This is a genomic window from Rufibacter radiotolerans (assembly GCF_001078055.1).
In the GTDB taxonomy this organism is placed as follows: Bacteria; Bacteroidota; Bacteroidia; order Cytophagales; family Hymenobacteraceae; genus Nibribacter; species Nibribacter radiotolerans.
This window is the reverse complement of record NZ_CP010777.1, coordinates 3,088,801-3,103,628: the sequence shown is the minus strand read 5'-3', so window position 1 is coordinate 3,103,628 and position 14,828 is coordinate 3,088,801. Positions and strand designations below refer to the sequence as shown.

The 14,828-nt window shown below is 52.1% G+C and carries 13 protein-coding genes; 6 read left to right on the top strand and 7 right to left on the bottom strand.

Features of this window, described 5'->3' with window-relative positions; all coding sequences use genetic code 11:
- Positions 1–247: 247 nt before the first annotated feature.
- From TH63_RS12830 to TH63_RS12815, 4 genes are all read left to right on the top strand, one after another.
- Positions 248–1,633: a M28 family peptidase gene (locus TH63_RS12830; protein WP_048921285.1), complete on the top strand. Its 1,386-nt coding sequence runs from the start codon at positions 248–250 to the stop codon at positions 1,631–1,633.
- A 448-nt stretch (positions 1,634–2,081) separates the two neighbouring features.
- Positions 2,082–2,474, top strand: coding sequence for a hypothetical protein (locus TH63_RS12825; RefSeq protein WP_156180593.1), 393 nt, complete (start codon positions 2,082–2,084; stop codon positions 2,472–2,474).
- Positions 2,475–2,548: 74 nt separating this feature from the next.
- On the top strand, positions 2,549–3,568 hold the full coding sequence (locus TH63_RS12820) for a glycosyltransferase family 9 protein (RefSeq protein ID WP_048921283.1): 1,020 nt from the start codon (positions 2,549–2,551) through the stop codon (positions 3,566–3,568).
- A 74-nt stretch (positions 3,569–3,642) separates the two neighbouring features.
- Positions 3,643–3,891 carry a glutaredoxin domain-containing protein gene (locus TH63_RS12815; RefSeq protein WP_048921282.1) on the top strand — a complete coding sequence of 83 codons (249 nt, stop codon included), beginning with the start codon at positions 3,643–3,645 and terminating at the stop codon, positions 3,889–3,891.
- Between the two features lie 841 nt (positions 3,892–4,732).
- On the opposite strand, the gene serS is transcribed toward TH63_RS12815, so the two are convergent.
- Positions 4,733–6,010, bottom strand: coding sequence for a serine--tRNA ligase (serS, locus tag TH63_RS12810; protein WP_048921281.1), 1,278 nt, complete (start codon positions 6,008–6,010; stop codon positions 4,733–4,735).
- Between the two features lie 278 nt (positions 6,011–6,288).
- Here serS and rho point away from each other — a divergent pair, with 278 nt between their 5' ends.
- Positions 6,289–8,193 carry a transcription termination factor Rho gene (gene rho / locus TH63_RS12805; protein WP_048921280.1) on the top strand — a complete coding sequence of 635 codons (1,905 nt, stop codon included), beginning with the start codon at positions 6,289–6,291 and terminating at the stop codon, positions 8,191–8,193.
- A 449-nt stretch (positions 8,194–8,642) separates the two neighbouring features.
- Here rho and TH63_RS12800 read toward each other — a convergent pair whose 3' ends face one another.
- From TH63_RS12800 to TH63_RS12780, 4 genes are all read right to left on the bottom strand, one after another.
- Positions 8,643–9,230, bottom strand: a complete 588-nt coding sequence (locus TH63_RS12800) for a hypothetical protein (RefSeq protein ID WP_197088554.1) — start codon at positions 9,228–9,230, stop codon at positions 8,643–8,645.
- Positions 9,231–9,321: 91 nt separating this feature from the next.
- Positions 9,322–10,206, bottom strand: a complete 885-nt coding sequence (locus TH63_RS12795) for a UbiA family prenyltransferase (protein ID WP_048921278.1) — start codon at positions 10,204–10,206, stop codon at positions 9,322–9,324.
- Positions 10,203–10,997, bottom strand: coding sequence for a hypothetical protein (locus TH63_RS12790; protein WP_048921277.1), 795 nt, complete (start codon positions 10,995–10,997; stop codon positions 10,203–10,205). Before TH63_RS12790 ends, TH63_RS12795 begins: the two co-directional genes overlap by 4 nt.
- Positions 10,998–11,222: 225 nt before the next feature.
- Entirely contained in the window at positions 11,223–11,648 is a 426-nt protein-coding gene (locus TH63_RS12780; protein WP_048921275.1) for a lipocalin family protein, read from the bottom strand.
- A gap of 186 nt (positions 11,649–11,834) precedes the next feature.
- Between TH63_RS12780 and TH63_RS12775 the strand changes: the two genes are divergently transcribed.
- Positions 11,835–12,128 (top strand): LysM peptidoglycan-binding domain-containing protein, encoded by a 294-nt coding sequence (locus TH63_RS12775; RefSeq protein WP_048921274.1) that lies wholly within the window; start codon positions 11,835–11,837, stop codon positions 12,126–12,128.
- A 276-nt stretch (positions 12,129–12,404) separates the two neighbouring features.
- Here TH63_RS12775 and TH63_RS12770 read toward each other — a convergent pair whose 3' ends face one another.
- Both TH63_RS12770 and acs read right to left on the bottom strand, forming a co-directional pair.
- Positions 12,405–12,782: a GNAT family N-acetyltransferase gene (locus tag TH63_RS12770; RefSeq protein WP_082161682.1), complete on the bottom strand. Its 378-nt coding sequence runs from the start codon at positions 12,780–12,782 to the stop codon at positions 12,405–12,407.
- Positions 12,783–12,882: 100 nt separating this feature from the next.
- Complete coding sequence (gene acs, locus TH63_RS12765) at positions 12,883–14,781, bottom strand: acetate--CoA ligase (RefSeq protein ID WP_048921273.1); 1,899 nt, start codon at positions 14,779–14,781, stop codon at positions 12,883–12,885.
- Between the last annotated feature and the right edge of the window lie 47 nt (positions 14,782–14,828).

Here is a 14,828-nt window from a genome sequence, read left to right as displayed (position 1 = left end):
CGCCTCTTAAACGGTCTTTCCAGCCACCTGAACTCAAACGGAAGAATGCACCAAGAGGGGGTCTGTCCTATCAGAAAAAGTAGGGTTTGAAAACACAGCATGAAACACAGGGGAATTCCTGAAAACAAAGCAATAACCGGAAAGCTCTAAGGTATGTGGGCCCACCTTCAAAAAGTTGCCGGGCCTTTTGCAGCATTTAGCGCCGAATTGTATAATTTGGACCTTCGCACAAACTACTTAACCTAACATGCAATCTCTGTTTAAACATTTGGCGCTGGCAACAGCGCTTGCGCTTCCGCTTGGGGCCTCGGCCCAGAACCAGGATTCTCTGCACATCAGAAAAATATATGACCAGGCGCTTACTCAGGGCCAGAGCTATGAGCAACTGCGCTACCTCACCAGCCGTATTGGGGCCCGCCTAAGTGGATCGCCGCAGGCTGCCGCTGCCGTAGAGTGGGCCCGTCAGGAGATGGAGAAAATGGGCCTGGACCGCGTGTACCTGCAAGAAGTGATGGTGCCCCATTGGGTGCGCGGCGACAAAGAATACGGTGCCATTGTGAACTCCAAGATCAGTCCCACCCGTGAAGTGAACGTGCTGGCCCTGGGCGGCTCGGTGGCAACCCCCGCCAACGGCCTTACCGCCGACGTGGTGGAGGTGCAAAGCATTGACGAGCTCAAGAAGCTGGGCAAGAAAAAAGTGCAAGGCAAAATTGTCTTCTTCAACCGGGCCTTCAACCAGACGCATATTACTACGGGGCTTGCTTACCGTGATGCCGTAGACCAACGCTCCAGTGGTCCCTCTGAGGCTGGCAAGTTGGGCGCGGTGGGCGTAGTGGTGCGGTCCATGGCCTCTAACAATGATGATTTTCCGCATACCGGTGGACTGAAATATGCAGAAGATGCCCCCAAGATTCCGGCCGTGGCCATTAGCAGCAAAGGCGCAGATTTGCTCACCAAACTTCTGAAGGAAGATGAGAAACTGCAGTTCCACCTGCGCATGAACCCGCAGTGGCTGCCAGACGTGCTCAGCTACAACGTCATTGGCGAGATTAAAGGCTCTGAGAAACCCGAAGAGATTATTGTGGTGGGCGGCCACCTAGACAGCTGGGACATTGGCGAAGGCGCCCATGATGACGGAACCGGCTGCGTGCAATCTATGGAAGTACTGCGCCTGATGAAAAGTATGGGCTACAAACCCAAGCGCACCATCAGGGCCGTCATGTACATGAACGAGGAGAACGGACTGCGCGGCGGCACCAAGTATGCCGAAGTAGCCAAAAAGCAGGGCGAGAAGCACATTGCCGCTATTGAGTCAGATGCCGGTGGGTTTACGCCCCGCGGCTTCGGAATCAGCGCCACCACTGAGCCGGCTTTTCAGAAAGCACTCAGCTGGAAACAACTGCTGGCCCCCTACGGCCTGCACGACATTGACCGCAACGGCGGCGGCGCTGACATTGGTCCCCTGAAGGATGGCCGAGTGGCTTTGATCGGCTTCCGGCCAGACTCCCAACGCTACTTTGACATCCACCACACCGCCAACGACACCTTTGACAAAGTAAACCGGAGGGAGCTAGAACTGGGCGGTGCCTCTATGGCCGCGTTGGTGTATCTGATTGATAAGTACGGGTTGTAGGGTATCTGACTAGGCCAAAATACCAATCACAATTCCATTTTTGTCATCCTGAAAGGATCTCGGTTGCGAACGGTAATAACATTTACTACAACGCTTCTCTAGTTCGCCCACAAGGTCCTTTCAGGACGACAGAGCGTGGAATTGATGCCCCAGCTTTGATTGAATCGCCTGCGGTGAGAACTGCTATTGGCCTAATATCTTTGTGCTTGCTCCTGTGAAAAAGCTTTTGAAATTTCTATTGCTTGGTTTAATTACCCTTTTCTAGCAGCAAACCTTTGCTTGTGAGTGTGCCGTTCCTAATAATAAGGAATGGGTAAAAGTTGTTCAGAGCCAATTAGCTACTTATCCAGAAGTATTTGTTGGGGAAGTTATTTCAACTAATGATGGTAGTTTTTTAATTAAAGTCATTGATGTGTTTAAAGGTAGGCTCAAGGTAGGTTCTACCCATTTGGCAAAAATGTATGATAAATGCTCAGCAATTTATTATTTAGGATTTGGAGTATTTTATTCAACTCAGATGGACGATGGCGGAATTAATGTAAGCGACTGCTCTATTTCAAAAGTTCTTCCTCCCCTCTCTCAAGGATTAGTTCTTCCTCCTCCGTCAGGGTATAAAGGGGATATAAATAAGTATTATCTACACAATGGATTTAATCAGGCAGAAGAGAGTTTCCTTCTTACTACAAATTGGACGATTGAATACGCTCTCCTCAACGCATACCGAAACAACCACCGCGAAGAAGTAAAAACCCAAATCAACAATAAAGACTACATTTCCTACATTGCCCTAGCCCTTTCCATCCTAGCCGTTTTCATTGCGTTTTTCAGAAAACGGCCCTAAAACAGAACCGCTGCTTCCCGCGGGAAATCTCCCCGGCAACCTGTACCTTTGCCCCGGCAACAAACGGCAGGCGCGTGAAAAAAATCCTTATCATCCGGTTCTCTTCCATTGGCGATATTGTGCTTACCACTCCGGTCATTCGGTGCGTGAAGCAGCAGGTGCCTGGGGTAGAGGTTCATTTCTGCACCAAGGCCGCTTTTAGAAATATTATTGCCAGCAATCCCTACGTGGATAAGGTTTTTTGCCTGGAGAACTCCCTCAAAGACTTACTGGAGCAACTCAAGGCCGAGAACTATGACATGGTGCTGGACCTGCACCACAACCTGCGCACGCGCATCATGAAGGCCCGTCTGGGCCGTCCGCACCGAAGCTTCAACAAGCTTAATTACCAGAAGTGGCTTTTGGTGAAATTCAAGATCAACCAGATGCCCAAGGTGCACATTGTGGACCGTTACCTGGCCACGGCTACCTCATTAGGTGTGCAGAACGATGGGCTGGGGCTGGATTATTTTATTCCGGAAAAAGACGAGGTAGATATAACCACCCTGCCGGCCACACACCAAAATGGGTATTATGCCATAGCCATTGGGGCGCAGCATTACACCAAACGCCTGCCCATTGACCGAGTGATTGAACTCTGCGAGAGAATAAACGGCCCCATCGTGCTGTTAGGGGGCAAGGAAGACGTGCCGGTGGCGAAGATGATAGAAATCTACTTTACCACGCAGCCCTACCTTTCTCAGACTTCCTCCACCGGGTCTAAAACCACCGCTATCTATAACGCCGCCGGAAAGTACAACCTGAACGGTTCGGCCTCTCTGGTGCGGCAGGCCAGGGCGGTGTTTAGCCATGACACCGGGCTCATGCACATTGCGGCTGCCTTCCAAAAGAAAATCTACAGCATCTGGGGCAATACCGTGCCCGAGTTTGGTATGTACCCGTACACCCAGAACTTTGAAGTGCTGGAAGTCAAAAACCTCTATTGCCGCCCCTGCTCCAAGATTGGCTATTCTAAATGCCCGCAAGGCCATTTCCGGTGCATGCGCGAAATCCAGTTCAATTTTGAACTTCCCCCAATCAGTAGGGCAGACTAACAACCCAGGAAATTCACTTTTTAGCCTGTTTTCAGGAAAAGAAGTACAAGACGGCACATCAGATTTGAACTGTTATGCCGGCAAAATCTATCCTCTACGGCGCCGATTGGTGTAAAAAGACCATCGCCATTCAAGGCTATTTTGAAGAGCGGGACCTGGATTTCCATTACATTGATGTAGAAAAAAGCGAGGAAGCCATGCAAGCTATCAAAGACATGAACCGTGGAAGGGTACGGTTCCCGATGGTGGTCATAGGAGAGGGCACCCCCATGAAAAACCCATCGCCTGAAGAACTGGATACCGCATTGGAGGAGAAGGGATAATTGTACTTTTCTTGGTGTTTGTAGCTGTTTGGGCTTTTAGAGGCGGGTGACGAAGTGGTTGTTGGCCTGGGACACCAACAACGGCGGGCGGTAAGGTCTTCTATCTTATTGAGTTTACTTTCAAGCCTTCACCTGTGTTGTTCGGAGAGTTAGCGGCAGCGCTCTGCGCACTAGTGGAAAGCCAATCTCCTGTGTAAACACCCCTCTTCAGAGCTTCGCTCGCTGCCTCAAACTCTCGTTTGGGCAATCCTCAAGCGGAAAGTCCGTGATTAGTAGGCGGTGATGCGTTTTGGCCCTGTTTTGCAGAAACGGCTCTAAAACAAAGCCAAGTGTGCTGTTCGGGATTTGCAATCCCGAACTTCTGTAAAGCGGATTTGCAATCCGCCTGGGACTAAGATCGGGAACGCCGCCTCCGCCGGGGATTGCAAATCCCCCTTTCGGAACTTCCGGATTGCAAATCCGGAAGAGCTAATGACTCATAGCGTCCATTCCCCCGATTCCAGTCTTTACCTCGAGCGCCTCGCTTGTGGCCCGGCAACAGCTTTAGCTAAGAGCGATAAGCAAGAGTAGGCCGCAAGGGCAGTGCGAGGGGGAAAGACGGGGCCCCGCGGCCGTGAGCGCTCGGAGGGAGCAGATGAAACTTAAGAGTATAAGGACTCAGGCGAGAGCAGACACCACGCTAGCCAAGGGCGGAATGGAAAGGCAGAAAAATAAGAAGCAGCCAATCCAAGGCTAACTACAATTACTAGCCGAAAGCAAAACAGAACCAATATAAAAAGGCGTTTTAAGCCTGTTTTCCATAAAACAAGCCTAAAACGCCTTTGATAAATTTTCCTTACCGCTATTTGGTAATCATCTCAAACCCAGTGAACCGGTGAAGGGCTTTTGGTAATTTAATCCCTTCCGGGGTCTGGTTATTTTCTAGTAATGCCGCTACAATGCGGGGCAGGGCCAGTGCGCTGCCGTTGAGGGTGTGCAGGAGCTGGGGTTTGCCGCCTTCGGTGCGCTGGCGTAGTTTGAGGCGGTTGGCCTGGTAGGTTTCAAAGTTGGAGACAGAGCTTACTTCCAGCCATCGGCCTTGGGCGGCAGAGTACACTTCCATGTCATAGGTGAGGGCAGAGGTGAAGCCCATGTCGCCGCCGCAAAGACGCAGCACGCGGTAGGGGAGTTCCAGCTTCTGAAGTAGGCCCTGAATGTACTGGCTCATTTGCTCCAGCGCCTCGTAAGATTTCTCCGGGGCCTGTATCTGTACTATTTCCACTTTGTCAAACTGGTGCAGGCGGTTCAGACCACGCACGTCGGCACCCCAGGAACCGGCTTCTCTTCTGAAACAGGGCGTGTAGCCCACGTTCTTGATGGGCAGTTTACCTTCGGCGATGATCTCGTCACGGTACAGGTTGGTGATGGGTACCTCGGCGGTGGGAATCAGGTAGAGGTTGTCTGCCACGGCGTGGTACATCTGGCCTTCTTTGTCAGGGAGCTGGCCGGTGCCGTAACCCGAGGCCTCGTTCACCATAATGGGCGGCTGCACCTCGGTGTAACCGGCAGTTATGGCTTCCTCCAGGAAGAAGTTGATGAGCGCGCGCTGCAGCCGGGCTCCCTGGCCTTTGTAGACCGGAAAACCGGCCCCGGTGATCTTGTTGCCCAGGTCAAAGTCTATGATGTCATACTGCTTGATCAGGTCCCAGTGGGGGACAGCGGTGGCAGGCAGGTTAGGGATGGAACCATGTTCCAGCACTACTTCGTTGTCTTCAGAGGAGCGACCTGCCGGCACACTGTGGTGCGGGATATTGGGGAGCTTGTAAAGCGCTTGTTGCAGATCATTCTCCAGTTGCTGCACTTCTTCGTCTAAGGCCTTCGTCTGAAGCTTCAGGTCGGCGGTCTCTGATTTGAGTACTTCGGCCTGCTCTTTCTGACCGCTTTTCATAAGGCCGCCAATCTCCTTGGCAAGGGCGTTGGCTCTACCCAAAAGATCGTCCCGCTCCGTTTGCAGGGAACGGCGTTTCTGGTCCAGGTCCAGGATGGATTGTACTTCCTGGGCCGCGTTGCGGAAATTTCTTTTCTCTAAACCGGCAATAACGTGGTCTGTCTGCTCGCGTAAAACGGGTATCTGTAACATGGTGCGTCTGGTTGTCTAGCGCAAAAATAGAATATTTTGAATAGGCTTAGCCAAGGCGAGTGCATTTATGAAAATATGTGTAACTTTTTATATAAAAAAACTCGTATTGCTTGTAATTAAGAGCAGGGCTGTCTATCATTGCAGTACATTTTCAGAACGACCGCCATCACAGGTTCTTCATTAGATCTTACTTCACTCATTTTCCTGTTTTTATCCGTCAGTCTGTTGCGCTCTGCAACCGCTATGCTTTAAAACCGAATAGCTAATTATTTCTATTTATGTACAACATTGACGAGTTGAAAGATTCTCTTCTTTCAGAGCTCAAAGAAATTGCTGAGAACCTCGGCGTCACAAACTTCAAGAAACTCAGCAAACAAGACCTGGTTTACAAAATCCTGGACCAGCAAGCTATTACTCCTGTAGAACAACTCCCCAAAAAGTATAAAAAAGCGGCGCGCGTGGCAGGCGAACCAGAAGTAGGTCCTGAAGCAGTAACAGAGGTGACGGCCCCCGAGGCCCCGCAGGCAATTGAGGCACCAATTGATGCCATGCCCCCCGCCGATGAAAAGCCGGCCCGCACCGCCCCGGCCCGCCCGGCCAGAGCGGAACGCGCTCCTGCTGCCGCCCGTGAGGAAAGACCCCGCGTGACCCGTGCCCCCCGGGAAGAAGCGCGGGAAACGCGCCCAGAAGGCCGTGAGCCGCGCGAGAACCGCATGCAGCCCCGTGAGTTTCAGGTAAGGGAAAACCGTGACCAGCGCGAGCCCCGTGAGTTCCGTGACAGCGCCGACCGCCCAACCCGTGAGCCAAGAGAGCAACGCGAAGGCAGAGACGCCCAGCCCCGTGAGAACACTGCCCGCGAGCCAAGGGAAAACATGCCTAAAGAGCCCCGCGAAGCCGCCCAGCCACGTGAGAACAGCCAACCGCGTGAAGGCAATCAGCCCCGCGAAAATAGCCAGCCCCGTGAAAACGGACGCGAGAACAACCCTAACTGGCAGAACCGCCGCGAGCAACAGCCCCAACAAGGCCGCCAGCCGCAGGGCAATGCCAATAGTCCTACTTTCAGGGAGTTTGACGGCGTTATCGCCAATGAAGGTGTTCTGGAATTGATGCAAGATGGCTACGGCTTCCTGCGTTCCTCCCACTACCATTACCTGGCCAGCCCAGATGATATCTATGTGTCTCCGTCGCAGATCAAATTGTTTGGTTTAAAGACCGGTGATACCGTAAAAGGAACCGTGCGCGCTCCTAAAGAAGGCGAGAAATACTTCGCCCTGCTCAAGGTAGACTCCGTGAACGGACGTACCACAGAGGAGATCAGAGACCGGATTCCTTTCCAGCACTTAACGCCTTTGTTCCCTGAGGAACGCCTGAAACTGACCACCCGCTCCAGCCAATACTCTACCCGCATCATGGACCTTTTTGCCCCTATTGGTAAAGGCCAGCGTGGTTTGATTGTGGCCCAACCTAAGACCGGTAAAACGGTGTTGCTGAAGGAGATAGCTAACGCCATTACAGAGAATCACCCCGAGGTTTACCTGATGATTCTCTTGATTGACGAACGCCCTGAGGAGGTAACCGACATGGCCCGCAGCGTAAACGCCGAGGTGATTGCCTCTACCTTTGATGAGCAAGCCGAGCGCCACGTGAAAATCTCCAGCATTGTGCTTGACAAAGCCAAGCGCATGGTAGAGTGTGGCCATGATGTGGTTATTCTTCTGGATTCTATTACCCGTCTGGCCCGCGCTTATAATACCGTGGTGCCGTCTTCCGGTAAAATCCTATCTGGTGGGGTAGATGCCAACGCCCTGCACAAGCCTAAGCGCTTCTTCGGGGCGGCCCGTAACGTGGAGAACGGTGGTTCTTTGACCATTATCGCTACGGCGCTTATTGAGACTGGCTCTAAAATGGATGAGGTAATCTTTGAAGAGTTCAAAGGAACCGGTAACATGGAGCTTCAGTTGGATCGCAAACTGGCCAACAAGCGCGTGTACCCAGCCATTGACGTTCCGGCTTCTGGTACCCGCCGTGAAGACCTGTTAATGGACCGCGACGAGCTCAGCCGTGTCTGGATCCTGCGTAAGTTCATGTCTGACATGAATTCTGTGGAAGCCATGGAGTTCCTGAAAGACCGCATGAAAGGCACCAAAGACAATGATGAGTTCCTGATCTCCATGAACAGCTAGTTTTTAGGGACAAAAGATTTAGATACTAGACACAAGATTCATTTTGTGTTGTAAAAACAAGGAAGGCCCCGCAGAGAAATCTGCGGGGCCTTCCTTGTTTTAGGCCTTTTGCGGTTTTGGCCGGGTTTACAGAAAACAGGCTTAAAACGCGAAACCAATCGGTTTCGAATAAACCAACTGGCGCCAGACTAAAGTCTCGTGATGAAAGATGAAGGGAGTCTCCAGACTCCCCGGGAACCCCAGCGGAAATGTATAGGATCAGCAAAGCGCAGGTTCACTACTATGCAGTGAGGGTAGTCCGGAGACTACCCTTTATCACAAGTCACGAGTCTGAAGACTCGCGCCAGCGGGTAGAGAAAAGCGGTAAGTTGTATAAGAAGAAGGACCAGAGGAATAAGGTTTTAGTTAACAAGAAACCACTGACAACTAACAACTAGCTGCTAACCAAGCTAACCACCAAAACTGCCGTAGCGCACCGCCTTTTTCTCTGCGGGGTCATAGGCCAGTAAACGACCGTCTTCCTTTCCAAGCAAATACTTGAATCCAATAGAAGCGGGGTTGGCTTGTATTCTTTTCCAGGTTGCAACTTGATTGGTATCAGTGGGAAGGGAAGCGCCTTCGGAGATGGCCGGGGAAATGAAATTGGAGGGCTGGAAAAACTCTTCCATCCGTTTCAGGATATAGGCTTCGCGCTCTGAGGGGCTGGCGGTGGGTGTTTTCATTTCATAGACCATGCTGGCTTCTAAGTCGGCAGCCGGGAAATGCTCCTCGTAGATTTTCTGGCCGCCCTGGGTAGTGATGGTGAATTCTACTTGGCCGCTGGTAACGGCGTCACCGTGCAGCGCTAACCTGAAATAATCTGGCTGGTCTGGAGAAGAAAAATGATGGGTGCGCTGGACAATGTGTTGTATGTTCTTATTTTTCTTGCCTGGAGTTTTGCCGGTAGTGCGGGTGGTGGTTTTGGTCTGGCCGTCTTTAGACACGGTTTTAGAGGTAGTCTCCTCCGTAGAAGATTGGCAACCAACTAACAAAACCAAAAGGGATAAAAGACAAGTAAGCGTTTTAAGCATGTTTTCAGGGAAAGAACCTAAAACTAGGTACGTGTCTGGCGGGGCATAGTTGGCGGGCTTAGCCTGCCCAGAAATGCCAGGCCAGCATAAGACCAAACGCCAGGCTCATGCTCAACGAGGAGACCTTGTTCATGCGCATGGTGTTCTCAAAACTGGCCGCCGTTGGGCTTTGCCGCACCTGCCAGACCCACCATGTGAAAACCGCCAGCACCGGAAAGGTGCAGAGCAGGAAGAAGAGGCTGTTAATCTGTTCTTGCCTGAGCCAATAGGTATACAGCAGAAGACCGGTGGCCAGCAGGAGACTTAAGGCGGCAAACAGAAACGTGCCATTTATGCCCAAAAGCAAGCTAAGGGTGCGGTCGCCGCGACGGGCATCTTCCTGGTGCTGGTACACCTGGGTGAGGGGGTAGGAGCCGCACAGGAAAAGCGAACTGACCAGCGCCAGCAGCAGATTGGTGGTATGCCACAAAGTGTTTTCTGAAACGCCAATCCCTACCTGCACCATGAGAAAAGTGAACGCCCCCTGGAAAATCACTACCACCAGGGTACTCCCCAGCGGGTACTGCTTCAGACGGATTCCCTTATAGCTATAGGCCTTGGAAACCAGCAGATACACCAGCACCAATAAGGCAAACGGCAGAGAAAGAAAGGCAGATAATACCACGGCCAGTACATCAAAAGCCAGTACCAGCCAATACAGGCTTTCGGTGACCTGGGGCGGGTGCTTCAGGCCTCCAATGCTGCCTTCGTCGCGGTCATAATAGGAATTATAGCCGTTGCTGGCAGGGTAAACCAACACATGCAGGATCAGGAAAACGGCGGCCGCGCGCCAAAAGGTCACCTCTTCCGGGGCCGCACTCAGCGCGAACCAGAAAATGGGCATCAAGAACAAGGAAAAAGGAATGCGCAGGAGGCGCCAGGCATCTGGCCAGGAAGATTTCATGGCTGCAGTTTAGAAGGATATCCAATCAAATACAAGACCCCGGTGCCACTCCAGTGCCGGGCCCGGCCAATGTGCCAGGTATAGTGCGGGGCGTTAAGGGCATTGACCATGGTTTGCAGGTGCCCGGGCGTGTACATGCGCAGCAAGGAAACGGTGCCGTCCCAAACCGTGCCCACCGGAATAAACGGTACCACATACGTAAAGATCAGCCTGCTCCATCTGAAGGGCCTGATGAACGGCGTAATGAGCAAAATGAGCCACGGGAATACCAACCACACCAGAAGCAATTCATGCCAGCGTTTGCCTGCGCCTTCAAACACCCCAATTCCCTGGTTCTGCCGTACGGCATCTGCCAGGATAGCCTGGGCTGCCGCCGGCGGAAAGTGGTGAAACGCCGAGAAAACAGTCCGGAAGCCGGTTAACCGGGCCGGCACCGCGGTGGCATCTACGGGCTCTGTTTCAAACTGCAGGGCACCGCCACTCTGGCTGGCTAGGTATTGGTAGGCTTCCAGGTTAGGGAATTTGTCAGTGAGGGTAATGGTGGTGCGTTGCCCGGTTTGGGTTTCCAGTTGCTGCCAGATCTGCTGGATGCCGCCGCCGGCCCCGGAGCAGAGGTCTACAAGGTGCGTCTGCCCGGTTTGCGCCAGCGCATCACGGAGCAGGGGCACAATGGGTTTATAGATGCCCAGCCACATGATCATGAACCGCAGCACATCCATCATGCCCTGGCGCACCACGTGCGGGAACCAGGGTTGGTCTTCCAATTCAAAAAGCTGCCACCGGAGTTTCAAAGGGTAAAGGATTGGTTACGTGAAGGGGTAAAGACAAGAAGGTACGCAATAAAGAAAATCCGGCGCAAGGGGCGTAGTTGTTTTAGGCCTGTTTTTAGGAAAATGGCACTAAAACGGCGCCCATAGACTTCAGTGTTCTTAAAAGCTGCCACCTTCTGGTCATTAAAAAACAGGCCCACTTAAATTGCTTAAGCGGGCCTGCTGTCAGAGAAAGGAAAGGTAAAATTATTCGGCTTTCATGGTAAGAGTAGAACCGTCCGGGGCCTGAAGCTTCATGTCATCCTCATCCAGTTCGGTTACCGTGAAGTTCTCGCTGGTGGAGTTGCCAGCGTAGGTAAGGCTCAAGGTCTTGTTGGCGGCATCATAGGCCCAGGTTCCGTTAGCCGAGTTGCTGGCCGAGGTCTGGGTGAAATTGCCGTTGGCGAAGAACTGGATCTGCTCCTGCTTCTCGTCACCACTTATTTTGTCTTTATCGCCGGAGGCGGTGGTCTCTTTGGTGGCTTTCCAGACTTTGCTGGAGGTACCAGCAATCATGGTGGCGTTACCCCCGCCTTCGTTCTTTTTGTTACAGCTAAAGGTAAAGGCGCTCAGCCATACCAGGCACAAAAGAGTAAACAGACGGCCGGCAGAAGATGCGGTTCTCATTTTCATAGTTTTAGGTTTATGGTTTCAGTTTATATATGGTAAGCTTTCGGCAAACCCGTTTTTCATACGTTCCTTTTCAGGGACAGTTCTAAGAAAAGAAATAAACTTATCTAGTAAGCCCCCGTAAGTACAAACGTGTCTGCCAGCCAGATACTTATTTGCGTAACTGACCTTTAACCTTAAAATACAACTATGGGACTTTTTGATTTTCTAAAAAAAGGCGAGGAAAAGCCGGCCCAGAAGCCAGCCGCCCAGCCTGGAGGAACCGATTTCTTCAAGCAGAACGCCGGACAGCCAGCAGCAGGAACTGCTCCTAAAGCAGGCCAGGAAACATATACCGTAAAGAGCGGAGATTCTCTTTCTAAGATTGCCAAAAACCTGTACGGTGATGCCGACCAGTGGCACAAAATTCACCAGGCCAACCTGGACCAGATCAAAGACCCTAACCTGATTCACCCAGGCCAGCAATTGATCATTCCTAGATAACAAGATTTTATTAGGTTTGTTTGTAGAGAAAAGAGTCTTAACCCATGTTCAGGCTCTTTTTCTGTTTATGGCCCGTTTTTTTTAAAACGGCCTGAAACTAGCCGGTAAAGGCTATGCCGAAGTTGCAAGGAAGAACAAGGAAAGCGCCCTTAGGTGTGAATACCCATGGTAAAGTTGTACTCCCAGGTGTTGATTTAAAACAAGCCGGTGCAAAAGAAAGGTAGTCTCTTTTGCACCGGTTTGTTTTGTGATAGCCCTTACAATCTTTGTTAGTAATTACAGCGGGTTTTTCTCCAGGTATTTGGCTACGGCGGGGCAGGAGGCCCGTATCTCCAGTTTTTGCTGAATGGCATACTCTATCCCGTGCTTGATCAATTGGCCGGCGTAGCCTTTGCCGCGGTGTTCTTCCTCTATAAAGGTATGCTGGAAATCAATGATCTGCGCCTCTGGGAGGGCATAGGCCAGTTCGCCAATTTCAGCTTCTTCATGGCAGGCGGTAAACTGCTGGTCTTCTTGGTCGTGGCGAATGTTAATTTTCATGTTACTGGAAATAGGAATAAAAAATTCGGTTTCAAAAGCGGCAAAAACCGCTGCTCGGGTACTTTGGGTTCTTACTAAAAGCGTATTGCCTTTTACAAAAGCCCAGACATCCAAAACTCTGAAACGTAATTCCCGGGCAAAAGGTGGAAAGAAACAGGCACTTAATAGTTTCCTTTCTCCAAATGAGCCCTAGGGTAACCACAAAAAAAGGGGCCTATAAGGCCCCTTTGATAATCTCATCTACAATAGGTGGGTCCAGCAAGGTGCTGGTGTCACCCAGGTTAGAGGTTTCTCCTTCGGCTATCTTGCGCAAGATGCGGCGCATGATCTTACCGGACCTGGTCTTGGGAAGCCCGCTCACAATCTGGATCTTATCTGGCCTGGCTATCTTGCCAATCTGGTCTACCACGGTCTCAATCACCTCGGCCCGTAGGTTCTCTGGGCTCTGCGGAATCTCATCACCGCATACCACGAAGGCGTAAATGCCCTGGCCTTTCACGTCATGCGGGTAGCCTACCACAGCGCTTTCTACTATGTGCTTGTTCTGGTTGATGGCGTTCTCAATCTCGGCGGTGCCGAAGCGGTGGCCTGACACGTTGATCACGTCATCTACCCGCCCAATAATGCGCCACAGCCCGTCTTTGTCGCGCTTGGCGCCATCGCCGGTGAAATACAGGTTCTTGTAACTGCTGAAATAGCTCTGGCGGCAACGCTCGTGGTCACCGTAGGTGGTCCTGATCATGCCCGGCCACGGGAATTTCACGCAGAGGTAGCCCTCCTGGTCGTTTTCGGTTATCTCTTCGCCGGCCTGGTCTACCAGAATGGGCTGCACACCCGGCAGGGCATAAGCCGCGTGACCCGGTTTGGTAGGCGTGACGTTGGCCAAGGAGCTGAGCATGATGCCACCCGTCTCTGTCTGCCACCAAGTGTCTACCACCGGACAGCGCTCTTTGCCCACGTGAATGTAATACCAGTACCAGGCTTCCTCATTAATTGGTTCACCCACTGAGCCCAGCACGCGCAATGAGTCAAGGCTGTAGGAGAGCACGTGGTCCAGGCCAGAGGCCATTAACGACCGGATGGCGGTAGGGGCGGTATAGAAGATATTTACGCCAAATTTGTCAATCACCTGCCAGAACCGTCCCGGGTCCGGGAAGGTGGGCACGCCTTCAAACATCAGCGTGGTGGCGCCGCTCAGCAGCGGGCCATACAGCAGGTAGGAGTGGCCGGTCACCCAGCCCAGGTCTGCGGTGCACCAGTAAATGTCGCTCTCCTGGTACTGGAACACGTTTCTGAAGGTATAGTCTGTGTAGACCATATAACCGCCGCAGGTATGCACCACGCCTTTGGGCTTGCCGGTTGACCCGGAGGTGTAGAGAATGAAAAGCAGGTCTTCGGCGTCCATTTCCTCGGCGGGACAGTTTTTGTCTACCTGCTCCAACTCTTCATGGTACCATACGTCACGGCCTTCTTTCATTTGTACCGCCCAGCTCACGCGCTCCACCACTATCATTTTCTCCACGCTGGGGCAATCGGCTACGGCTTCGTCAACCACCCTTTTTACGGGTATCTGCTTGGAGCCCCGGTTGAGGCCGTCTGAGGTAATGACCACCTTGGCCTGGGCATCATTGATGCGGTCGGCCATGGCGGTATGGGAGAAGCCGGCAAAGATCACGGAGTGCACCGCGCCAATGCGGGCACAGGCCAGCATACTGAACGCCAGCTCCGGAATCATGGGCAGGTAAATCACCACGCGGTCGCCTTTCTTCACGCCGTTGCGCTTGAGCACGTTGGCCATTTGGCAGACCTTCTCGTGCAGCTCGCGGTAGGTGAACCGCACAAAACGCTCTTTGGGGTCATTGGGCTCCCAGATAAGGGCCAGCTTGTTGCCGCGTTTTTCCAGGTGGCGGTCCAGGCAGTTTTCGGTGATGTTGAGCTTGCCGTTCACAAACCATTTCACCTTGGGCTCTACAAAGTTCCAGTCCAGCACCTTGTCCCACTTCTTGCGCCAGACAAAGGTATCTGCAATGTCAGCCCAGAATTCCTCGGGCTGTTCCACGCTCCGTTGGTAGGTTTCCTGGTACTCTTCAAAAGAATTTATGCGGTAATCCATGTTGTTTGTTAGATCGGTTTGAGTCTTTAATATTAAAATTTAAACTG

Coding starts and splice junctions, on each gene's coding strand:
- TH63_RS12775 (WP_048921274.1), top strand. CDS start 11,835: ATGGGACTTTTTGATTTTCTAAAAAAAGGCGAGGAAAAGCCGGCCCAG.
- TH63_RS12780 (WP_048921275.1), bottom strand. CDS start 11,648: ATGAAAATGAGAACCGCATCTTCTGCCGGCCGTCTGTTTACTCTTTTG.
- TH63_RS12815 (WP_048921282.1), top strand. CDS start 3,643: ATGCCGGCAAAATCTATCCTCTACGGCGCCGATTGGTGTAAAAAGACC.
- serS (WP_048921281.1), bottom strand. CDS start 6,010: ATGTTACAGATACCCGTTTTACGCGAGCAGACAGACCACGTTATTGCC.
- rho (WP_048921280.1), top strand. CDS start 6,289: ATGTACAACATTGACGAGTTGAAAGATTCTCTTCTTTCAGAGCTCAAA.
- TH63_RS12830 (WP_048921285.1), top strand. CDS start 248: ATGCAATCTCTGTTTAAACATTTGGCGCTGGCAACAGCGCTTGCGCTT.
- acs (WP_048921273.1), bottom strand. CDS start 14,781: ATGGATTACCGCATAAATTCTTTTGAAGAGTACCAGGAAACCTACCAA.
- TH63_RS12795 (WP_048921278.1), bottom strand. CDS start 10,206: ATGAAATCTTCCTGGCCAGATGCCTGGCGCCTCCTGCGCATTCCTTTT.